Origin of the sequence: Sphingopyxis sp. HIX, assembly GCF_001468285.1 — a bacterium.
GTDB lineage: Bacteria > Pseudomonadota > Alphaproteobacteria > Sphingomonadales > Sphingomonadaceae > Sphingopyxis.
The window spans coordinates 1-21,197 of the sequence record NZ_LNSB01000014.1; the positions used below are offsets into that span (position 1 = coordinate 1).

Annotated in this window: 15 protein-coding genes; 4 read left to right on the plus strand and 11 right to left on the minus strand. The window is 66.3% G+C overall.

The annotated features are described in order from the left end of the window. Positions 1 to 335: 335 nt before the first annotated feature. Positions 336 to 3,116 carry a TonB-dependent receptor gene (locus ATE62_RS08500; protein ID WP_058807515.1) on the minus strand — a complete coding sequence of 927 codons (2,781 nt, stop codon included), beginning with the start codon at positions 3,114 to 3,116 and terminating at the stop codon, positions 336 to 338. Positions 3,117 to 3,382: 266 nt separating this feature from the next. Here ATE62_RS08500 and ATE62_RS08505 point away from each other — a divergent pair, with 266 nt between their 5' ends. Next, on the plus strand, positions 3,383 to 6,703 hold the full coding sequence (locus ATE62_RS08505) for a glycosyl hydrolase (protein ID WP_231736205.1): 3,321 nt from the start codon (positions 3,383 to 3,385) through the stop codon (positions 6,701 to 6,703). Here the strand turns inward: ATE62_RS08505 and ATE62_RS08510 are convergent. Genes ATE62_RS08510 through ATE62_RS08530 form a run of 5 tightly spaced genes read right to left on the minus strand, consistent with a single transcriptional unit; the run spans position 6,700 to position 10,899 of the window. After that, positions 6,700 to 7,800, minus strand: a complete 1,101-nt coding sequence (locus ATE62_RS08510; RefSeq protein WP_058807513.1) for a copper resistance protein B — start codon at positions 7,798 to 7,800, stop codon at positions 6,700 to 6,702. The genes ATE62_RS08505 and ATE62_RS08510 overlap by 4 nt on opposite strands. Beyond that, positions 7,797 to 9,584, minus strand: a complete 1,788-nt coding sequence (locus ATE62_RS08515; protein ID WP_058807512.1) for a copper resistance system multicopper oxidase — start codon at positions 9,582 to 9,584, stop codon at positions 7,797 to 7,799. The genes ATE62_RS08510 and ATE62_RS08515 overlap by 4 nt, the downstream gene beginning before the upstream one ends. 57 nt (positions 9,585 to 9,641) lie before the next feature. After that, positions 9,642 to 10,205 carry an RNA polymerase sigma factor gene (locus ATE62_RS08520; protein WP_058807511.1) on the minus strand — a complete coding sequence of 188 codons (564 nt, stop codon included), beginning with the start codon at positions 10,203 to 10,205 and terminating at the stop codon, positions 9,642 to 9,644. After that, the gene (locus tag ATE62_RS08525) at positions 10,202 to 10,633 is read right to left on the minus strand and encodes a periplasmic heavy metal sensor (RefSeq protein ID WP_058807510.1); all 432 of its coding nucleotides are present in this window, start codon (positions 10,631 to 10,633) and stop codon (positions 10,202 to 10,204) included. Before ATE62_RS08525 ends, ATE62_RS08520 begins: the two co-directional genes overlap by 4 nt. Further along, on the minus strand, positions 10,633 to 10,899 hold the full coding sequence (locus ATE62_RS08530; protein ID WP_058807509.1) for a hypothetical protein: 267 nt from the start codon (positions 10,897 to 10,899) through the stop codon (positions 10,633 to 10,635). The genes ATE62_RS08525 and ATE62_RS08530 overlap by 1 nt, the downstream gene beginning before the upstream one ends. Before the next feature lie 138 nt (positions 10,900 to 11,037). Between ATE62_RS08530 and copC the strand changes: the two genes are divergently transcribed. Then, the gene (gene copC, locus ATE62_RS08535) at positions 11,038 to 11,418 is read left to right on the plus strand and encodes a copper homeostasis periplasmic binding protein CopC (protein WP_058807508.1); all 381 of its coding nucleotides are present in this window, start codon (positions 11,038 to 11,040) and stop codon (positions 11,416 to 11,418) included. A 3-nt stretch (positions 11,419 to 11,421) separates the two neighbouring features. After that, positions 11,422 to 12,333 (plus strand): copper homeostasis membrane protein CopD, encoded by a 912-nt coding sequence (copD, locus tag ATE62_RS08540; protein WP_058807507.1) that lies wholly within the window; start codon positions 11,422 to 11,424, stop codon positions 12,331 to 12,333. Positions 12,334 to 12,343: 10 nt separating this feature from the next. On the opposite strand, the gene ATE62_RS08545 is transcribed toward copD, so the two are convergent. Continuing rightward, entirely contained in the window at positions 12,344 to 12,790 is a 447-nt protein-coding gene (locus ATE62_RS08545) for an Lrp/AsnC family transcriptional regulator (RefSeq protein WP_058807506.1), read from the minus strand. Then, a complete protein-coding gene (locus tag ATE62_RS08550; RefSeq protein ID WP_058807505.1) occupies positions 12,790 to 14,730 on the minus strand; it encodes an isoaspartyl peptidase/L-asparaginase in 1,941 nt (646 codons plus the stop codon). The genes ATE62_RS08545 and ATE62_RS08550 overlap by 1 nt, the downstream gene beginning before the upstream one ends. Positions 14,731 to 14,908: 178 nt before the next feature. On the opposite strand from ATE62_RS08550, the gene ATE62_RS08555 reads away from it, so the two are divergent. After that, positions 14,909 to 17,656, plus strand: coding sequence for a TonB-dependent receptor plug domain-containing protein (locus ATE62_RS08555; RefSeq protein ID WP_231736206.1), 2,748 nt, complete (start codon positions 14,909 to 14,911; stop codon positions 17,654 to 17,656). Positions 17,657 to 17,835: 179 nt separating this feature from the next. Here the strand turns inward: ATE62_RS08555 and ATE62_RS08560 are convergent, their stop codons facing one another. From ATE62_RS08560 to ATE62_RS08570, 3 genes are read right to left on the minus strand one after another with little or no spacing between them, the layout of a single operon-like run. Further along, positions 17,836 to 19,155, minus strand: coding sequence for a hypothetical protein (locus ATE62_RS08560; RefSeq protein ID WP_058807504.1), 1,320 nt, complete (start codon positions 19,153 to 19,155; stop codon positions 17,836 to 17,838). After that, positions 19,152 to 20,363, minus strand: a complete 1,212-nt coding sequence (locus tag ATE62_RS08565; RefSeq protein WP_058807503.1) for a caspase family protein — start codon at positions 20,361 to 20,363, stop codon at positions 19,152 to 19,154. The genes ATE62_RS08560 and ATE62_RS08565 overlap by 4 nt, the downstream gene beginning before the upstream one ends. Then, positions 20,356 to 21,189 (minus strand): M12 family metallopeptidase, encoded by an 834-nt coding sequence (locus ATE62_RS08570; RefSeq protein ID WP_058818493.1) that lies wholly within the window; start codon positions 21,187 to 21,189, stop codon positions 20,356 to 20,358. The genes ATE62_RS08565 and ATE62_RS08570 overlap by 8 nt, the downstream gene beginning before the upstream one ends. Between the last annotated feature and the right edge of the window lie 8 nt (positions 21,190 to 21,197).

Here is a 21,197-nt window from a genome sequence, read left to right on the forward strand (position 1 = left end):
CCCTCCACCATGCTTCGCATGGTCCCCCTCCCCATCGCTTCGCGACAGGGAGGATTAAAAGGGCCGCTCCCGCCCGAAAACCGCCCCAGCAAAAACCGCTTTCCTAATAAATCGCGCCATGGTCTACCCTGCCGGATGACGCCCATGCCCATCCGCAGCACCACGCGCTCACCGCGATTGCCGCTAACCCCTTGTTCCCGCGCGCGATGGGGCGTCAACTTAGTCAACTTCCGCCCCAAACCCGCCACAAAAAATAGGCCCCCCGCTTGGCGGCGGGAGGCCCATGAAGTCAAAGGGATGGGCGGGAGGAAAATCGACCCACCCCCTGGGACAGATCAGAATTTCGCGCGCACGCCGAACGACAGGCGGCGGCCGGTCATGCGATATTCCTTCGTACGGTCGGGGCTCATCGAATAGATGAACTCCTTCGCATTCAAGAGATTGAGCCCGTCGGCGAAGACCGTGAAATTGTCGGTCAGGTCGTAGGACAGGCTGGCGTCGAGCTGGCCGTAACCGTTGAAATATTCCTGTTCGCTGTTGCGGCCGATCGCGACCTGCAGGAAGTCGTCGCGATAGGTATAGGCGACGCGCGCCTGCAGCCCGTATTTCTCGTAATAGCCGACAAGGCTGTAGGAATATTTCGACAGGCCCTCGAGCGTGTAGGTCGCGCCCGGCGTGATGCTGGGATAGTTCGCGTTCGAGTCGGTGTAGTTGAAGCTGGTCTGGACGCCGAAGCCGTCGAAAGGTTCGGGCAACCAGTTGGCGAAGGACTGGCGGTAGCCGACCTCGAAGCCCTTGACCGTCGCGCCCTTGCCGTTGCCGGGGACGGTCACCTGGAAGGTGACCTGGTCGACCTGTTGCGGCGTGGTGATCAGCGTCACGAAGCTGTCGATCTTCTTGTAGAAGACTGCGGCGTTGATCAGCGATTCCGGCGCGAAATACCATTCGGCGCCGATTTCGGCCTGCCAGGCGCGGAACGGCTGCAGGTCGGGGTTGCCGCGGCGGATCGTTTCGTTGCCGGGGTTGGTCTGGATCGTCTGGCGCGGCGACAGGTCGGTCAGCGTCGGGCGCGTCATCACCTTCGACCCTGCGAAGCGCAGGATGAAATCGTCGGTGACGCTCAGCCGGACGTTCAGCGACGGCAGCCAGTCCTGATATTTGCCCCGGAAGTTGACCGGAATGTTCGGCGAGACGACGATGTCGTTCTGGCCCGTCGGATTGCCGTTCTGGTCGACACGCGGCCGCGCGCTGAGCACGGTCCGCGACGCGCCTGCCGAGGTATAGTCGGTGTCCTCGAAACGCACGCCGGCGTTGATCGCGAGCCCCATGCCGCCGATCTCTGTATCGAGCGAGCCCATCAGATAGGCGATGCGCACCTTCTCGTCGATCACCGACGAGGCGGTCGCCGACGGCGTCGCGGGGTTGAAGGCGCGCCCGTCGGCGGTCGCGAACTGGTCGACCTGCAGCACCAGCGCGCGCGGGTCGTAAATCACCCAGTCGCGCAGGATGTCGCCGTCATAGCCCGAGAAGAAACCGCGGTTGGTCGGAGCGAACAGCGCCTGCGGCAGCACCCGGTCCGACCCGCAATAGGCGCATTGCTCGCCGAACGGCATTTCGAGCCCGCGGATTTCCTTGAGCCGGTTCGACGCCATCGCACCGGCCGCGAGGGTGAAGGGGCCGCCGCCGGGGTTCCATTCGACGTCGCCGCGATATTCCTGGATCTCGTCGTCGGCATTCGCGCCGCCACCCCAGATATAATAATGCGCGGTGATCCCCTGCGGGTTGGTCGCGGCATTCTGGTAATTGGGGCTGGTGAAGCCGTAATCGTAGATCGGGCTGCCGCTGCGGCGGTCGAACCAATGGTCGATATTCTTGCGGCGGATCGTCGTGAACAGATTATTCTCGGCCCCGCGCTTGCGCGCGCGCGAAAGCGAGATGTCGAGCTTGACCTTCAAATCGTCGCTGGCCTGCCAGTCGACGTTGGCACCGATCTGGTCGGTGGTGACGTCGCGGTCGTCGTACTGGATGATCTGGTCGACGAAGCCGCCGACATAGCGCTGGTACACCGCTTCGCCGCCGGTCTGGACGCCGTTGACGACGCTGCCGCCCTCGACGACCTGCTCGACGAGCGTGCCGCCGGAGAAGTCGTAGGCGAGGCCCGTCTGCTGCTCGAGAAAGCGCGACTTGGTGTAGAGGCCGTCGATCGTCACGGTGAAGCGATCGGAAGGCTTCAGCTGTATCGCGCCGCTGACGCCCCAGCGGTCGAGTTCGCGCTCGAAGAAGAAGGGCGACAGGTTCGACGGCATCGACACATTGGCGAAGGGCTGGACCCCGGGACCGACGCGTGCCCCCAAGGTGTTGTTGACCGTATAATAGCTGTCGGTGCGCGAACGCTTCACATGGCCCGCGCCGATGGTGAACTCGTCGATGCGGTTCTTCTGGTTGGTCCAGACGCCCGACAGCGCGACGCCGAAGGTGCCCGCGTCGTTGCGCCAGCTGCCGACCGCGGCGATCTCGGGGTTGAGCTTCTCCGACAATTCGCTCCACGTGCCCGTCGCCGAGCCCGCGATGTGTAGGCCGGCCTTCTGGTTCAGCGGCCGCATCGTGCGGATGTCAACCGTCGCGCCGATCGACGCGCCGTTGATGTTCGCCTGCGGCGACTTGTAGACGTCGGCGCCCGAGATCATTTCGGACGGCAGCACATCGAACGAGAATTCGCGGCCATTGTTGTCGGTGGCGAGCGTGCGGCCGTTGACGGTGACCGCGTTGAACTTGGGACCGAAACCGCGGACGGTGACGAAGCGGCCCTCGCCGCGGTTGCGCTCGATCGTCACGCCAGCGATGCGCTGCAGCGATTCGGCGACATTCTGGTCGGGGAGCTTGCCGAGATCCTCGGCGACGATCGAGTCGACCACCGCGACGCTTTCGCGCTTCAAGTCGATCGAGGCGCGCTGGCTGGCACGGATGCCGGTGACGACGATCGCATCGCCGTCGGCTTCATCGGGGGCCGCGGCGGGAGCGGGCGACTCGCTCTGCGCATAAGCGGAAACCGACAGACCGGCGCTCAAGGCCGAAATGGCGATGCCGCCCACAAGAATGCGCCGCAAATCAAGCATTGAACTACCCTCCTCTACCCTGGTCCCTGGCAGGCGTAGAAATCGCACTGCCTTTATCTGAAATATCAGATACCGTAATTGACATCGCAATGGCAACAGGATTTTGACGATCCGGCGACAAAATTGCGATTTCGGGCGCCGCGGCATCGGCGCGAATGCCCGTAAAACCGCCATTTTGTCGAGAAAATTTGCGCTGCTAATAATATTATTATATTAATATCAAAAAGTTGGGGAATCGGATGCCAGCCTGTCGAACCGCAACGATCTTGTCGGCAATTTTGTCGATCGCCCTTCCCGCCGCGGCGCAGGAAGCGCCCGATCCGCTGAGCGGGGCCTTCGAGGAGCCACCGCCCTCGGCCCGCCCGCGCGTCTGGTGGCACTGGATGAACGGCAATGTCACCGAAGAGGGAATCCGAAAGGACATCGACTGGATGGCGCGGATCGGCATCGGCGGGCTGCATAATTTCGACGCCGCGCTCGAAACGCCGCAGATGGTCGAAAAGCGCCTCGCCTATATGACCCCCGCGTGGAAGCGCGCCTTCCGCCTCGCCGCCGAACTCGCCGATCAAAAGGGCATGGAACTCGCGGTCGCCTCCTCGGCCGGGTGGAGCGAAACCGGCGGCCCATGGGTCCCGCCCGCCGACGGGATGAAGAAGCTGGTGTGGAGCGAGACGGTCGTACGCGGCGGCGCGCGTGTTGCCACCCTGCTGCCGCGCCCGCCGGGAAACACCGGCACCTTCCAGGACATGCAGCCGATGAAACATGTCACCGCGACCCAGCCCGCGACACCGATCCCCGATTTCTACGCCGACGCGCGCATACTCGCCTATCCGGTAACCGATGGGTCGCCGATGCCGCCGCCGCGCATTACCTCGAACGCGCCGCCCCCCATCGATGCCGCGCTGCTCGTCGACGGCCGTTATGGCGCGAGCATCGACCTGCCGCGCGGGACCGACGCCGCACCGGCGTTCCTCGCTTTCGCTTATCCAGCGCTGCAGACGATCCGCGCGGTGAGCGTCGCGCTCGACAGCCGCGGCCGCGTCTATCGCCCCAGCGACGTCGCGCCCGCGCTCCAGGCAAGCGACGACGGCGCGACCTGGCGCACGGTCGCCGAGCTGCCGATGCTCACTGGCGTCCCGACGACGGTCAGCTTCGCGCCGGTCACCGCGCGCCATTTCCGGATGATCTTCCCCACGCGGCTAGTCGACGATCTGCGCGTCACGATCGGCCATGCGCCGGGCGCCGTGAAGCATCTGGTCGATACCACCCCGCTGCCCGTCATCCCGATCCGCGAACTCACCCTCCACCGCGAGCCGCGCATCGACCGCTTCGAGGCCAAGGCAGGCTTCGTACTCGTCGACGACTATTACGCGCTGGACCGCGCGCTGGCTTCCGAGGGGGCCATCGCGCCGGGCAGCGTGATCGACCTGACCGACCGTATGGCTCCCGATGGCCGGCTGGAGTGGACCCCGCCGCCCGGCGACTGGCGCGTGATCCGCCTCGGCTATTCGCTAACCGGCACGCTCAACCATCCCGCGACGCGTGAGGCGACGGGGCTCGAGATCGACAAATACGACGGCGCTGCGGTGCGCCGCTACATCGACCATTATCTGGGTACCTATGCCGACACGACCGGCCCAGGCCTGATCGGCAGCCGCGGACTGCAGGCGATGCTCACCGACAGCATCGAGGCGGGCCCCGCCAACTGGACCGGCGACATGATCGCACGCTTCAAGGCCTTGCGCGGCTATGATCCGGTACCCTGGCTCCCCACGCTCACCGGCGTGCTCGTCGGCTCGCGCGAGGCGAGCGAGAAATTCCTCTACGATTATCGCCGCACCCTGTCGGACCTTGTGTCGTCACAACATTACAAGGTGATCGCCGACGCCGCACAGGGTCGCGGCCTGACGCTTTATGGCGAAGCTTTCGAGGTCGATCGCCCCTTTTTCGGCGACGACATCGCGATGCGCCGCTACGCCGACATCCCGATGGCGGCGCTCTGGACCTGGCAGCCCGAACGCGGCGTGCGCACCACTTTGCTCGCCGACATGAAGGGCGCTTCGTCGGCCGCGCATCTCTATGGCCGCCCCATCGTCGCGGCGGAGTCGCTGACCTCGGCCAACGCCCCCTGGGCTTTCGCGCCCGCCGACCTCAAGCCCGTGGTCGACCTGCAATTCGCCTATGGCATCAACCGCACGGTCATCCACACCTCGGTCCACCAGCCTGTCGACGATCGCCAGCCCGGTCTCTCGCTCGCCCTGTTCGGCCAATATTTCAACCGCCACGAGACCTGGGCCGAGATGGCGAAGCCGTGGATCGACTATATCGCGCGCAGCAATTTCCTGCTCCAACAGGGCCGCAATGTCGCCGACGTCGCCTATTTCTATGGCGAGGAAGCGCCGCTGACCGGGCTCTACAACCAGCGCCCCGTCTCCGACGCGCCGCGCAGGTTCGCTTATGATTTCGTCAACGCCGACGCGCTTCTCGACGATCTTACCGTTGAAGCCGGCGAGATCGTCAGCCGCGGCGGGGCGCGCTACCGGCTGCTCTATCTGGGCGGCAGCAGCCGGCGGATGACCTTGCCTGTCTTGCGGCGGATCGAGGCAATGGTCCGGGCGGGCGCGACGGTTGTCGGACCCAAGCCCGAGGCCTCGCCCAGCCTCGCCGACGACCCCACAGTCTTCGCTACCCTGGCGACGCAATTGTGGAGCGACGGCGACATCGGCGCGGGCAAGGTGATCGCGAGCAACGATATCGAGGCCGCGCTCGCCGCACTCGATGTCGCACCCGACTTCGCGCATTCCGGCACCGCGGAAGATGGCGACATCCTGTTCGTCCACCGACGGCTAGACGACGGCGACCTCTATTTCCTCAGCAATCGCGGCAACCAGCCGCGCCGCGTCGAGGCGCGCTTTCGCATCGCGGGCAAGGCACCCGAAATCTGGCGCGCCGACGGCGGCGCGCCCGAGGCCGCAAGCTATGCGATTTCGCAGGGCATCACCAGCATCCCGCTCGACCTGCTTCCCAACGACGCCTTCTTCGTGATGTTCCGTCAGCCCGCGACCGCTACCCGGCACACCGTCGCGCGCATGGCGCTCCGCGAGCTCGCGACGCTATCGGGGGCGTGGAACGTCGCCTTCCAGCCCGACCGCGGCGCGCCGCCCTCCGTCGATCTGCCAGCGCTCGCGCCGCTAGACACCCACAGCGATCCCGGTATCCGCCATTTCTCCGGCACGGCAACCTATCGCAGGACGCTCACGCTGCCTGCCGCGGCGTGGGGCAAGACGCTGTGGCTCGACCTCGGCCGGGTGGGCGATGTCGCCGAGGTGCGACTGAACGGCCAACTCGCCGGCACGGCCTGGAAGGCGCCCTATCGCGTCGACATTTCAGGTCTGGCGTGCGCGGGCTCGAACGAGCTCGAAGTGCGAGTCGCGAATCTGTGGGTCAACCGGCTAGTCGGCGACGCACGCTCGCCGGACAAGAAGGTCGCCTTTACCACGCTTCCTACCTATCACGCCGACGCGCCGCTCCGTCCCTCGGGCCTGATCGGGCCCGTCACCATCCTCGTGCAGGAGCCCGCGCGCTAGAACCAGGCGCGGAGTCCCATCACCAGGCTGACGCTGCTCGCATCTTCGCCCGCGGCGCGCGCGAAGCGGGCGGTGTCGCCGAATTTGCGCGCCCATTCGACCCCGACATAGGGCGCGAATTCCCTGACGATCTCGTAGCGGAGGCGAAGGCCGAGCTCCATGTCGGAGAGGCCTGACCCGACGCCGAGCTCGGGCACGTCCTGCGCCGCGACATTGAGTTCGGCCATCGGCTGCAGGATCAGCTGCTGCGTGATGCGCTGGTCGTAATATCCTTCGATCCGGGCGCTGACGTCGCCCTTGTCCGACACAAACAGCGCGCCCTCGACCTCGAACCAATAGGGCGCGAGCCCCTCGAAGCCGACGGTCGCATAGGTCCGGCCGGGGCCATGCCCCAGATCCTGGCGGATACCCGCCTGCAGGTTGAAATAGGCATCGACCGGGCGGCTGTAGAGCAATTGCGTCTCGATGCTTTCGATCGCCTCGCCGAAACTGCCCTCGCCCTCGCTCTTCACCGTCACGCGGTTGATGTCGCCGCCGTACCAGCCCTCGGCGTCCCAGCGATAGCCGTCGCGGCCCTTGCGCACCTGATATTCGGCGAGGTTGAAGCTCAGGAAGGCGGTGGTCTGCGCGCCATTCTCCAGCATCATCGCGTGGCGCGAATGCTCCATCTCGCTCTTGGGATAGAGACGGTCGGCGTACCAGTCGCCCGGCGGCGGCGGCGCGGGGGCATCGCCGGCGGGCAGGTCGGTCCCCACCATGCCCGTAGCCGAAGGCGCGGGCATGGTGGGCGGCGCGATGGCCGGGGCGCAATGCCCCATGGCCGCATGCTCGGGCGGACAGGCGGGCGCATCGTCCGGCGCGGCTGCCTCCGCGTCCGGCGTGCAATGCCCCATCGCGGCATGTTCGGGGGCGCAACTCGCGCCGGCCGGCATCTCCATTTGTCCGTGATCGCCGTCGCCCGCGGGCGCTGGCTTTTCGGGCATCGGCATCGGCGCGGACTGGGTTCCGCCATGCCCCGCATGCCCCGACTGGGCCGCAGCGGGGGCGCCTAATGCCAGAGTCGAAAGCCCGGCGAGCAGCAGCGCCGCGCGCATCACGCCGCCTCCCCCTTCGGGCGCACGCTGACGACGCGCATCATTCCGGCGTGCATGTGATAGAGGAGGTGACAGTGGAAGGCCCAGTCGCCGAGCGCGTCGGCGGTGAAGTCGAAGGTCGCGATACCCCCCGGCTGGACGATCACCGTATGCTTGCGCGGCGCGCGGTCGCCCTTCCCCGTCACCAGCTCGAAGAAATGGCCGTGCAGGTGGATCGGGTGGACCATCATCGAATCGTTGATCAGGTTCACGCGCACGCGCTCGCCCTCGATGAAGGGAATGGGCTCGTGGTGGTCGGACATCTTCACGCCGTCGAACGACCACATGAAGCGCTCCATATTGCCCGTCAGATGGATGTCGAGCGAGCGGCTCGGCGCGCGCACGTCGGGGTTGCGCTCGAGCGCGACGAGGTCGCGGTAGGTGAGCACCTTGTGCCCCACATCCTCCAGCCCCTGCCCCGGCTCGCCCATGCGGTCGGCGGGCATCGGCGAGATCGTCTGCACGCTGGGGTCGCGCTTGACCTGCGGCGCGACCGAAAAGTCGCGCATGCTGTGCTCCATCCCGCCCGCGCCATGGCCCATGGCGGCATGGTCCACGGCAGGTGCGGCCTCGGCCGGCGTGCAATGTCCCATGGCCGCATGCTCGGGCGCGCAGGCCGCGTCGCCGCCGCCCGCCATCGCGCCCATGCCCATGTCCTTCATCGTCGCGAGCGGGCGTTTGCGGAGCGGCGGCACCTCGGCGGCCATACCCGCGCGCGGCGCCAGCGTCGCGCGAGCCATGCCCGAGCGGTCGTTGACCTCGGCGATGAAGCTGTAGGCGCGATCGGCAGCGGGGGTGACGATCACGTCATAGGTTTCGGCGACGCCGATCTGGAACTCATCGACCGGCAGCGGCACGACGTTGAGTCCGTCGGCCTGGACGATCGTCATGCCGAGCCCCGGGATGCGGATATTGAAGATCGACATCGCCGAGGCGTTGACGATGCGCAGCCGCACGCGCTCGCCGGGACCGAAGAGCGCGGTCCAGTTGTCGCGCGGGCCGTGGCCGTTGATCAGGAAGGTGTAGGTCGAGCCGTTGACGTCGGCGACGTCGGTCGGATCCATCCGCATCGCGCCCCATTCGACGCGTTCCTCGAGCGACTGATCCTCGCCCGCGAGCAACCCGCCGAGCGTCTGGCGCTGCCTGTTGAAATGCCCAGGATTGACCTTGAGTTTGCGAAAGATCGCCTCGGGCGACAGGCGGCTGTGGTCGGACAGCACGATCACATGCTCACGGTCGTAGGCGACGGGGTCGGCGTCCCTGGGATCGATGATCAGCGGGCCACAATGGCCGATCTGCTCCTGCAGCCCCGAATGGCTGTGGTACCAATAGGTCCCCGCCTGCACGACGGGAAATTCATAGACGAAGGTCGAGCGCGCCTTGATGCCGGGGAAGCTGACGCCGGGCACGCCGTCCATATGGAAGGGCAGGATCAGTCCGTGCCAGTGGATCGAGCTTTCCTCGTCGAGGTCATTGATCACAGTCAATCGCGCCCGCTGCCCTTCGCGCAGGCGGACAAGCGGTCCGGGGATCGTGCCGTTGATCCCGATCGCACGGCTGATCTTGCCGTCGACGCGCATCGTCTGCCGCGCGATGCGGAGCGTAATATCCTCGCCCGACACGGTCGGCAGCTGCGATCGGAGACCCGCCGACACCGGCTGCGCCCAGGCGGGGAACCAGGCGGCGAGCGCCGCCGCGGCGCCGCCCCCCGCTGCCGCGCCGATAAAGTGCCGCCGATCGATCCGCATGATAGTCCCGTCTTCCTCTTGTATCCGAAGCATATACGCGCGCGACGCGCGCGCCCCTCACGCGTCCAGCATCGCGCGGAGCTTCGCGCGCGCGCGATAGAGGCGCGTCTCGACCGCCTTTTCGCTGACGCCCAGCATTGCGGCCGCTTCCGTCTGGCTCAACTCCTCGATGCCCCGCAATATGATGACTTCGCGCAGATTGGCCGGCAGGTCCATGATCGCCTTTTGCACCCGCGCCAGCTCGGCGCGGTCGCTCGCTTCGACGTCGATCGACGGGGTGTCGCTCGCGACTTCATAGGCGCTCTCGAGCGGCAGCGCGCGCGCGAAAAAGGCGCGGACCTTGCGGCGGCGCGCCCAGTCGCGGCATTTATTGAGCGCGATACGCGAGATCCAGACGCGAAACGGCCGCTCGCCGTCGTAGCGCGCGAGCGCGGCGAAACCGGCGACGAAGCTTTCCTGCACCAGGTCCATCGCCTCGCCCTCGTCACCGACATGCGCATGGATCAGGCGAAAGACCGGGGCCTTGTAGCGCGCCAGCAATTCGCGATACGCCTCTTGCCCGCCCGCGAGCGCGAGCGCCGCGAGCTCGCGCTCGCCAAGCTGCGCCAGCGCGCCGGTCACCTCGCATCGGCGGTCAGCGCCTTGACCACATGCTTGTCGAACAGCGCCGCCTGCTCGGCATCGAGGACGCTGCGCATCGCGAACAGGTGCCGCAGCGTTTCCTTCTGCAATTCGCCCATCAGCCTATGCGTGTCGTCGATCGCCGCGGTGACGCGCGGGCCATAGCCATGCTCGGCCTCGATCGCCTGCGCGAGGCGGGTGTTGGCGGCGCGCATCTCGCCCTCCAGCGCCGCGCGCCGTCCCGCGAAGCGCGCCTCGATCGCCTCCAGCCGCTTTTCCTGCGCGGCCGACAGCGTGAGTTCGCGGTGCAACAGTGCATGGAGCTCGGTCTCGCTCTGCCGCGGTGCGTCGACGAGCAGCCGGCCGGCGAAGACGCCGGCGAGCGCCGCGACGAAGGCGATGAAGCCGATGATCGCGACCCGCCGCATCAGCGCGCATCCAGCAAGGTCGAGGGCGCGAGCGGGCTCGCCGAAATCAGCGGGGTGAGCGGGCTCGCGGCGACGGCTTGCGGCGCGAAGGCGCTGCCCGCCACCATGCCGCCGCCGAGCGAGAAGAGCGCCGCGACCATCATCAGCCGCCGTGTCGCCGCGATCTCGGCCTTTCGCGCCACGAGCGCGGCGAGCACGCGGTCGTCGAGCGCGTCCAGCGCCGGAGGCAACGCCGCGGTATTCAGCTTTCGAAACGCATCGTCCATCGCCTGATCACCGGTCCTTTCACCAGCGCTATACGCGCCCGCGCACGCCACCCCTCATTTCCTTTTTCGCCGACCGGGCGCGAGGGGCGCCGCCGCGCCCTGCGTATTAGCAGCACGACCCTGTGATTGGAGCCCAATATGATAAAGCCTGCCCTCGCCGCCCTTGCCGCCGCGGCGCTCACTCTGGCGCCGACCGCCGCGCTGGCGCACGCCAGGCTGCTGGCGTCCACCCCCGCCGCGAACGCCACGGTGGCCAAGGTAACCACGATCCAGCTGAAATTCAGCGAAAAGCTCATCCCCGCGACCGTGCGCGCCGAGCTGGTGATGACCGCCATGCCGGGCATGGCCGACCATCCGCCGATGAAGATCTCGATCGGCTCGGCGATGGGCAAGGACGGCAAGTCGATGACACTCACCCCGAAGCGTGCGCTCGCCGCCGGCACCTACAAGGTGACCTGGTCAGCCGCGGGCGCCGACACGCACCGCATGGGCAGCGACTTCGCCTTCACGGTGAAATAAGTCATGACCGATCCGCTCATGACCGGCCTCAGGTTCCTGCTCTTCGCCGACCTGATGCTGGTCATGGGGCTGGCCGCCTTCCCGCTCTATGCGCTCCGTGCCGGCGAGCGCGAGGATACGGAGCTCGTCGCCGGATTGACCGCGCCGCAGCCCTGGCTCTGCGGTCTCGGCCTCCTCGTCTCGCTCGGCGGCATGCTCGTTCTCACCGCGAATATGATGGGCATCGCGGTGACCGACGTCGGCCCCGACATGCTGGCAACAATGGCTTTCGAGAGCGACGCCGGCAAGGCGTGGATCGTTCGCACGCTCGCGCTCGTCGCCGCCGCGATCGCCGCGACGCAGCTCGGCCGGAGCCCGGCGGCAGCGATGCGCGTGCTGGCCTTGACGGGGGCGGTCGCGCTCGCCAGCCTCGCCTGGTCGGGCCATGCCGCCGCGAGCGAAGGCCTCGCCGGGGCGGTGCACCGCATTGCCGACGCGCTGCACCTGATCGCGGCAGGGATCTGGATCGGCGCGATCGGCGCCTTCCTGGTCCTGCTGCGCCCGGCGGCGGGCGACGCCGGACAGGCACGGCTCAACCTCGCCGCGCGCAGCCTCGACCGCTTCGCACGCGTCGGCACGCTCTGCGTGCTCACCGTGACCGCCACGGGGCTGGTCAATCTGCAGATGATCGTCGGCATCGGCCGGGCCGGGCGGCTCCTCGATTCCGCCTATGGCCAGCTGCTCGTCGCCAAATTGCTGTTCTTCGCCGCGATGCTCGGCTTCGCGGCGCTCAACCGCTGGCGGCTGGTGCCCGCCCCGGCGCTCGTCGGCGGCGGCGCATCGACCCGCGCGATCCGCACCAGCCTCGCGCTCGAAGCCAGCGCCGCCGCGCTGATCCTTGCGCTGGTCGCGGCGCTGGGTTTGCTGGAACCCTGAAAGGAAACGGTCAGCGCTCGATCTTGGTCGCCAATATGACCGAGGTCGTGGTGCGCTCGACCCCTTCGAGCACCCCGACGTCGTCGATCAGTTCGTTGAGCTGCGCGCTGTCCTCGGCCTCGAGCATCGCGATGATGTCATATTCGCCGCTGATCGCATGGATAGCCTGCACCTGCGGCAGTGCCGCCAGTGCTGCCTCGACCTCGCGGTGGAAGCGCGGCAGCGTCTTGATCATCATATGCGCGCGGATGCGACTGGCGGCGAAGGCATGGCCCAGGCGGACCGTATAGCCCGCGACGACCTTGTCCTCCTCGAGCCGCGCAAGGCGCGAATAGATCGCGCCGCGCGAGATGCCGAGTTCCTTGGCGAGCTGCGCGATCGTCTGGCGGGCGTCGTCGCGGAGCAGGCTGAGCAGGCGTTCGTCGACATCGTCGAGACTGACGCCCGTATGCGGCATCACTCGGCCAGCTTTTCGTCCGCGAAGATCGCGGTTTGCGGAGACCCCCCGGCGCTCATCCGGCCACGATACATGCCGAGATCGTTGATGGCAAAGGCCGGATCGCCGTCGGGGCCCATCGCGATCAGCCCGCCGTCGCCGCCGATGGCGCCGACCGCCATGATCGAAGCCTGCGCCGCGTCCTTCAGGCTCTCGCCCTTCCACGCGACGCGGTCGCAGACCTGGCGCGCGGCGCTTTCGCGGATGAAATATTCGCCCGATCCGGTCGCCGACACCGCGCATTGGCCGTTCTTGGCATAGGTGCCCGCGCCGATGATCGGCGAATCGCCGATGCGGCCCCAGCGCTTGCCGGTCATACCGCCGGTCGAGGTCGCCGCGGCGAGATTGCCCCCGGCGTCGAGCGCGACCGCGCCGACGGTGCCGAACAGATGCGTCGGGTCGATGGCCGCCTGCGGTTGCTTCTCCCGCCATTTAAGCAGCGCCTGCCAGCGGTCCTCGGTGCGGAACCAGGCGGGGTCGACCTGTTCGAGCCCCTGTTCGAGCGCGAAGCGGTCGGCGCCGTCGCGTGCGAGCATCACATGCGGGCTCTTGTCCATCACCGCACGCGCGAGGTCGATCGGGTGGCGCGTGCGCGTGACCCCCGCGACCGCGCCCGCCTTTTGCGTCTTGCCGTCCATGATCGCGGCGTCGAGCTCGTTCTTGCCCTCGGCGGTGAAGACCGCACCGCGCCCGGCGTTGAACAGCGGATTGTCCTCGAGCACGCGCACCGCCGCGGCGACGGCGTCGAGCGCGGGGCCACCCTTGTCGAGCACCGCCCCGCCGACGCGCAGCGCCTCGTCGAGCCCGGCGCGATAGGCGGCTTCCTTTTCGGCGGGCAGCGACCCGCGCTCGATCACCCCCGCCCCGCCGTGGATCGCGAGCGACCAGCGCGGAACTTCGGCGATGGCGCCGGCGCGCGCGGCATAGTGCCGCTCGAACACCGGATTGTCGACGCGGCCCGAGGGCAGATGGATCACCGAGCCGGGGCCGACGCCGGTCACCTTGATACGCGGCGCGTCGAGCGGGCGGCGCGGGGTGGCGCCCTCGAGCCCGGCGCCGTCGACGACCCAGGCATAGCCATCGGGCGCGGTGGCGTAGATGCGCCCGCGCCCGTCGGGCTCGACCGCGAGCGCCGCGCTTTCGTCGACACCGAGGCCGAGCATCGGCGGCAGAGCCGGGTCGCGCCCGACCTGAGCCTTGGCGACAAAGGCGAAGAGGCGCCCGAGCCGTTCGCGCTCCTTGAAATGCGTGTCGGTGACGATGCCCTTCAGGAGTGCGAGATGGAGGAAATCGCCCTCGATCGTGTTCGCGGGACCGAGCGGATCGGCGAGCGCCTCGGGGCTCTTGATGCTGCCGTCGTCCATCGCGCCGTAAAGCTTCTCGCCCTGCATCGCGAGGCCGGCGCTGGTCCCGGCGAGCGGCTTGCCCGCAGCGACATGCGCGTCGAGGATCTCGTTCACCGGGGTGCCGCGCCAGTAGCGGACGTAGCGCGCCTGGTCGCCGCCGGCGATGAAGATGCCGTCAGCCTTGCGCAGCCGGTCGAGGATCTTCTTGTCGGTCGATTGCGAGCGCGCATGGAAGACGAAGATTTCGGCCGACTGGATGCCGCCGATCTCGCGGAAGAATTCCTGGCCCATCTCCTCGCCGTAAGAGGCGCTGATGATCACGATATGGCCGTTCCCGGCCTTGCCGAAGAACCATTTCATCGCGTCGAGATTGCGGTCGCCGCCGCCCATCAGCAGCAGCCCGCCCGACACCGGGCCGGGGGTCGGGGTGTTCAGCTTGCCGAAGACATAATGTTCGACGGGCTTCTCCTTCGCCTCCTTCGCGGTGGCAGGGCTCAGCCCCAGCCCGAGCGCCGCGACCAGCAGCCAGATTTTCCCGATCAACGCGCGCAGCATGGTTTTCCTTCCACCCGAAATCTCGCTCCACGTTACATAATGTCGCACATCAAAGACAATATGATTTCCTGATTCGTCATATTGATTGAAATTATCGACGGTTTCTGGTGGGGTGCGCGAAACATCCGGACCGCGGGGGCGTAGGGCATCGAGTCGAGCCGGACAAGCAAGGGGTTGTATGATGACGAAATTCCGCCGCCGGCCGGTCAAATTCCTTCTGGCACTAAGCGTTTGCACGCCGGCGCTGATCGCCCCCGCCTTTGCGCAGGACGCGCCGACAGCCGGAGACGAGCAGGAAATCATCGTCACCGGATCGCGCATCCCGACGATCCGCGACCAGGGGCCCGCGCCGGTCACGACGATCGATTCCGACACGATCCGCGCCAACGGCTATACCAGCGTCCCCGAACTGCTCGCGGCGATGACGCAGAACAGCGGCGAGACGCAGAGCCCGCAATCGGGCAGCAGCGCCGACTTCACCCCCGGCGCGCAGCAGGTCGATCTCCGCGGCCTCGGCCCCAACCACACGCTGGTGCTGATCAACGGGCGCCGCATCGCCGACTTCCCGCTGCCCTATATCGGCCGCAGCAATTTCACCGACATCTCGAACATTCCCGTCAGCCTGATCGACAAGGTCGAGATTTTGAGCGGCGCGGGGTCGGCGATCTACGGCTCCGACGCGATCGCGGGCGTCGTCAACTTCAAGATGAAGGAAAAACTCGACGGCATCACGCTCGACTATCGCCACGGGCGCACCGAGCATGGCGGCGGCATGTCGCACCGCGTCACCGCGACCGGCGGCTGGTCGACGGACCGCTTCAACATCGCGGGCGGCATCGAATATCTCGACCAGCGGCCGCTGTGGGCGTTCGACCGCAGCATCCAGGACAGCACGCAGGACAATCCGGTCAACACGCTCGCGCGGCGCACCTTCCTGCGCATCGACGAGAATGTCGACTATATCGCGCCGCCGCCGGGCGCCTGCAACGCTTTGTCGAGCCTCAACATGGGGACGATCCGCCAGTATAACCGCCCGCGCTATGGCGATTTCTGCGGCAGCGAGGAATCGATCGCCTATGGGACGATCATTTCGGGCCGCAAGGGTTTCAACAGCTTCGGCACCATGTCCTACGAACTGTCGGACAATGCCAAGCTGTTCGCCGACTTCCAGTTCGGGATCAGCAAGGTCCGGCTGATGTACGACGTAACGAGCTGGGCCTTCGAGCAATCCTCGTCGAGCGCCGACAATTATTTCTACAACAGCTTCACGGACCAGCTCGAGGACTGGTCGCGCCAGTTCACGCCCGAGGAAACCGGCGGGTTCGAGATGCAGCGGATCAAGCAGACCACCTACAGCATCACGCCGGGCATCCGCGGCACCGTCGCCGACAAATGGAATTACGAGCTGTCGTTCAACTACAGCCGTTACCAGTCGGTCGTCCGCTGGCCGCAGATCATCAACCAGAAGGCGCAGGACCTGTTCCTCGGTCCGCAGCTCGGGATCGATCCCGGCACCGATTATCCGATCTACAACGCCAACCCGTCGCGCCTCTACACCGCGCTGACGCGCGCCGAATATGAGAGTATCTCGGCCGACACCGTCTATCGCCCCTATGCCTGGACCAGCAATCTGCAGGCGACGCTGACCAATGGCGAGCTGATCGAACTGCCCGCCGGGCCGGTCGGCTTCGCGGTGGTCGCCGAATATGGCAAGCAGGGCTACAACCTCCGCCCCGACCCGCTGGCGCTCACCGACTATTATTACAGCTGGCGCGACAGCGACGGCGAAGGCAAGCGCAGCCACGCCGCGATCGGCGGCGAACTCCGCGTCCCCGTGCTCGATTTCGTCACCCTGACCGGCGCCGGGCGCTTCGACACCTTCGGCTTCGCGGGCCGCGACGTCAGCAAATTCACCTATAATGGCGGGCTCGAAATCCGGCCGACGAACAGCCTGCTCTTCCGCGCCGCTTATGGCACCGCCTTCCGCGCGCCCGACCTCCACTATGTCTTCACCGGCCCGGGGAACGTCCAGAGCAGCGTCGACGATTATTATCTCTGCGGCATCGAGGAGCCCGACGAGGATATCGGCGATTGCACCTATTCGGGCACCGGCGTCGTCGTGAACCGCACCGGCAACCGCGACCTCAAGGCCGAAACGGGCAAGACGCTGACCGCTGGCATCGTCTTTGCGCCGTCGAGCCGGCTGCATGTCTCGGTCGATTATTTCCGCGTGACGCTCGACAACCAGGTCGACGACCTCAGCATCGACCAGATCGCGCGCGACGAGGCGGCGTGCCGCCCCGACATCAATGGCAACACCGAACTCGATCCCACATCACCGACCTGTCAGGACGCGATCGCGCGCGTGTCACGCTTCACGTCGGGCGGCTTCGTCAATCAGATCTCGTCGATCCGCGTCAACCCGATCAACATCGCGCAGGAGCGGACCAGCGGCATCGACATCGCCTTCCGCGGCACGCTGCCCACCAGCTTCGGCGATTTCACCCTGTCGGCGGCGCACAGCCATGTCTTCAAGCACAGCTTCCAGCAATATCCGGGCGACCCGATCGAGAACAAGCTGGCATTCGACAGCGGCTTCTATCTGCCGCGCGACAAGTCGAACGGCAGCATCAGCTGGGCGAAGGACGGGCTGCAGTTCACCTTCTCGGGCACGCGCCTCGGCAAGCTGCCCAATTATGACGAGGATGCCTTCCTGAAGGCGAGCTACCTCTTCAACGCGACGCTGCAGTACGACTTCACCGACCATATGCGCGGGTCGCTGACGATCCGGAACCTGTTCGACACCAACCCGGTGAAGGACCCGACCTGGTCGGCCTATCCCTATTACAACACCAGCTGGTTCGACAGCATCGGGCGCAGCGTGTTCCTGCAGCTGACCTACAAGCTCGGCGGCGCGGGGCTCTGAGCCCGCCGACGGACCGGGGAGCGGTGCGGCCGGCCTGCCGCTCCATCCGGCGTGCTGCTGCCCGGCGGTCGGGCCGCGGCGAGCGTCGCCTCGGTCTTCGCGAACGCCTCCTGGAGGACAAGCGCGTCAGGGGCGTGACCGTTCCAGCGGCTTGAGCAGGATATCGGAAAAAAGGCGTCCTATTTCTGACCGATAGGCACGTCGAACGTCGTAAAGACGTGACCGGTGGACAGGAAGGGGGTCAGACGCTCGAACCGCTTCTTTGCCGCGCCAAATCTTTCCCAATCGTCGGCGCCGACACCAAGCGACTTGCGCGACGCCCCTTCGAGATCGAGATAGAGGCGCAGCCGTTCGACCAGATAGCTGACGCCCGCCCTGCACCACGGGCATTCGGCGTCGAGCGCCCTGGACAGCGCCGCAGCGGCCTCCGCATGGCGGCCGGTCCTGGCGAGGAATTCGACGCGCATCGCCCGGATATCGGCCACTTGCGGCGCGCGCTCGGCAAGCGCATCGATCCATTGCTCGAGCGCGTCGACGGCATTGGTGCGCAGCATGACATAGACGCCCGTCATCCCGCGCAGGAGGGAGAAACCGGGTTCGTCCAGCAGTCCTGGACCGCGCTCGATAAAAGCGGCGCTCACGGTCTGCATGCCGCCGTAGATGCCCGAATCGACAAAATCGAGCAGCGCGTTGGCCTCGCTGCAGAACGGCGACCGGTAGCGCACCGCGGCGATCCCCTGGTCGCGCCTGAGCAGGGCGAGGATCGAACCGCGCGCCGCGTTATCGGGATCCTGGCCCGCGGCTCGGTCGAACGGCACCACGCAAAGCCGGAGCATCGGCCGCGAGTCCCCCGCCTCGTTCACCGCCTGATGCCGGAGAACGAGACATTGGTCTTCGCCCGCCTGGGTCACGATCTCGACGGGTTGCCCTTCGCTCAAGGTCATCGCCGGATCCAGGAAATTGCCGTCGAATATCGTCTGTGGGCCATCCCATGCCTCGAGGAGGCTTCCTCGCCAGAGCCCCGCCGCGACCTGACCGGTTTCGGGTGCTGCAGGGGCTGGATCGGCTTCGGCCGCAGCGGGCTCCGCGCCCACGGGCGACGCGGCGGCCGTCGGCGGCGGCACCGCGATACTCTCGGGCAAGGCTTCGGCCACAAGGTAGGAATCCGCGGAGGCGGTGGTGTCGAAAAAGGCCGTCTCCGCCGGGCTCGATATCTGCACCGCGATATTCGCGCTCACGCCGCGCAAGCTATCGAGATCGATCCGCGGGGCGACGATCTTCCCTTCCTTGACATGGGTCAGCTTTTGCGAGGGCACCTCCGTCCCGTCGGGCATCAGGACGCTCACCACATAATCGCCGAGCGGCACCTCGAACTGCTGGCCCGAAAAGCCGCTCGCGACCAGGATGCCGTCGCGCGTGCGCACGCGGACCGGCAATGTGCCGAGCTCTGCGATCTCTTTCGCTTTCACGTTCCAGAGGATTTCACCAGCCTTGATCATGGCAGTCCCGCGATTGTGAAGGTCCACGGCATTTTACGCTGGATCGAGAGAAACTCTATTCCCGATGTCGCCATCGGGTCGACTTTGCTCTTCTCGCTCACGACCAGCCGATAATAGCCGGCAGGAATCGAACTGTCCCAGATTGTTTCCCCGGATGATCGCTGTGTCGACGGAATCTCGCTCTCCGTCTTGTGATTGAGCTCGATGAGGGTCACTTTTTCGACCCTTGCGACGGCGTCTCCCGGCTGAAGCGCGAGCTTGAACCTGAGGCTCGGAGCGTCGCGGCGGAAGCAGAGCACGGGGTCCGCCACCAGGCCCGTCAATTCGATGCGGTTTTCGAAAAGCTCGTCGGCGGCTTCGACCCCCGCCTTCAGCGACTGCGCCGAGATCGGCCAGATCGCCCCGATGCCCACCATATCCGTCGCACCAAAGGATCCGTGATCGAGCGACCATAGCAGGGCCTTGGCGAAATAGGTCGCCTCGCCCGAATTGCCGGCCGCAACCCCGCCGGTCTTGGTTGCGAACAGGATCGGCGCCTTGCGGTCGTCATAGGTTCCAAGGTCGGTCTTGAATATCTTGGGGGTCTGCGTGTCCTCGAGCTGGTCGAGCGCATCGGGTTTGTCGCGGCAGGCGTCGATGAAATAAAACTGGTCGCGGCCGATATCGGGGAACCGCGCCGATGGGACCATGCCATTGTAGATGTTGCGCAGGTTGAACGCGAGGTTGAGCTCGACGTCCTCATTTGCGTCGAGAAAATTGCGCGCGAGCAATATCGTCTCTTCGAGCGATCGGCGGATGCCATGGCCGCTGAAATAGAACAGCGCCTGTTCGTTCCGGCTTTGGGCGACATCCTTGCGCCAATCGATGAGCGCGGTCCGGATATTTTCGCGGTTCGGATCGGCGCCGCCCGCGCCCGCGAGCGCGGGCTGTGCATCCAGTTCGATCACCGACGGGGCGACCAGAAGCCGGAGCGTCTTCAAACGGCGGACCAGCCGGCTCTCGGCGTCGAGCGCCCGAAGCTTTTCGGAGACCTGCCAGGCCGACAGCGCGGCCGACTGCAGCTTCTTGAGCGCCGCGAGGCCCTCGCCGGGCGGCGAATCCGGATCCTTCAGATTGCTGTAGTCGCTTATGCCGATCAGGATCGCATGCAATCCCGGCTCCGAACCCATGTCCGTCCGGCGGTCGACGATCAGCGACGCGTCAGCCACCGGCCGAGGGCACGTCTTTGTAGAGCTCTTCGACCGCGGCGACATCGCCCGCGCTGAGCGCCGTTCGCTGTCCCATGACGACTCCCGCCGGAAGGGGCCGGCGGGGCCGGATCGTCGTCGATGCCGGCGTCATCCCGAACGCTGTCGCGGGGTAATGCATGATCGATCCATAGTCATAGGCCCCGAGATCGACCCCGTCCGATATATGCTGCCTGAAATTATGTTCCGTTCCAGGCGTGATATTGTCCTCGATGATCTCGACAAAGGTGTCGCGGTCTATGCGGCTCTGTTCGTGCCACAGGCCGACGGCATGGCCGAGCTCGTGGATAACGTTGCCGAGGGTGCAACTGTCGCGCAGGACCAGCGTTTGCTCCCCGCCCTGCCGCCCGACCATCGATGCACAGCCGTTGGTCATGCGCTTGAAAAGGATATAATCATCCTGGTGGGTGCGCGGGACAAAGCGGATGCTGGTCTTCTCGTGCCAGTGCGCGATCGCGTTGGTGACGCGGCCCGGATCGGGAAAATCGGCGGGCAGCACGAATGGCACCGTCCTGTTGTCCCAGCGATATTGCTGACCCAGAATCGCGGAGCCGTGAAGATTGATGCCGGGGTCGGTCAGCAGCTTCGGCATCGACGCGATCCGCTGCTGGAGGACACCCTTCACATGCTCCATATCCTCGGTCTGGCCGAGGATGATGCAGCCTTCGAAAATCGCCTCGCCGTCGACATTCGCATAAGTGACTTCGCGCCACGCGCCTCCAAACGGTTTTATGAAGGTGGTGCGGACGTCGCTGCTCCGCATGAGGTCATGATCGTCTCCGCACATCGCATTTC

Excerpts from the sequence above, each read along its gene's own strand:
- ATE62_RS08500 (WP_058807515.1), bottom strand. The coding sequence starts at position 3,116 with ATGCTTGATTTGCGGCGCATTCTTGTGGGCGGCATCGCCATTTCGGCC.
- ATE62_RS08515 (WP_058807512.1), bottom strand. The coding sequence starts at position 9,584 with ATGCGGATCGATCGGCGGCACTTTATCGGCGCGGCAGCGGGGGGCGGC.
- ATE62_RS08525 (WP_058807510.1), bottom strand. The coding sequence starts at position 10,633 with ATGCGGCGGGTCGCGATCATCGGCTTCATCGCCTTCGTCGCGGCGCTC.
- ATE62_RS08530 (WP_058807509.1), bottom strand. The coding sequence starts at position 10,899 with ATGGACGATGCGTTTCGAAAGCTGAATACCGCGGCGTTGCCTCCGGCG.
- copC (WP_058807508.1), top strand. The coding sequence starts at position 11,038 with ATGATAAAGCCTGCCCTCGCCGCCCTTGCCGCCGCGGCGCTCACTCTG.
- copD (WP_058807507.1), top strand. The coding sequence starts at position 11,422 with ATGACCGATCCGCTCATGACCGGCCTCAGGTTCCTGCTCTTCGCCGAC.
- ATE62_RS08545 (WP_058807506.1), bottom strand. The coding sequence starts at position 12,790 with ATGCCGCATACGGGCGTCAGTCTCGACGATGTCGACGAACGCCTGCTC.
- ATE62_RS08550 (WP_058807505.1), bottom strand. The coding sequence starts at position 14,730 with ATGCTGCGCGCGTTGATCGGGAAAATCTGGCTGCTGGTCGCGGCGCTC.
- ATE62_RS08555 (WP_231736206.1), top strand. The coding sequence starts at position 14,909 with ATGATGACGAAATTCCGCCGCCGGCCGGTCAAATTCCTTCTGGCACTA.
- ATE62_RS08560 (WP_058807504.1), bottom strand. The coding sequence starts at position 19,155 with ATGATCAAGGCTGGTGAAATCCTCTGGAACGTGAAAGCGAAAGAGATC.
- ATE62_RS08570 (WP_058818493.1), bottom strand. The coding sequence starts at position 21,189 with ATGTGCGGAGACGATCATGACCTCATGCGGAGCAGCGACGTCCGCACC.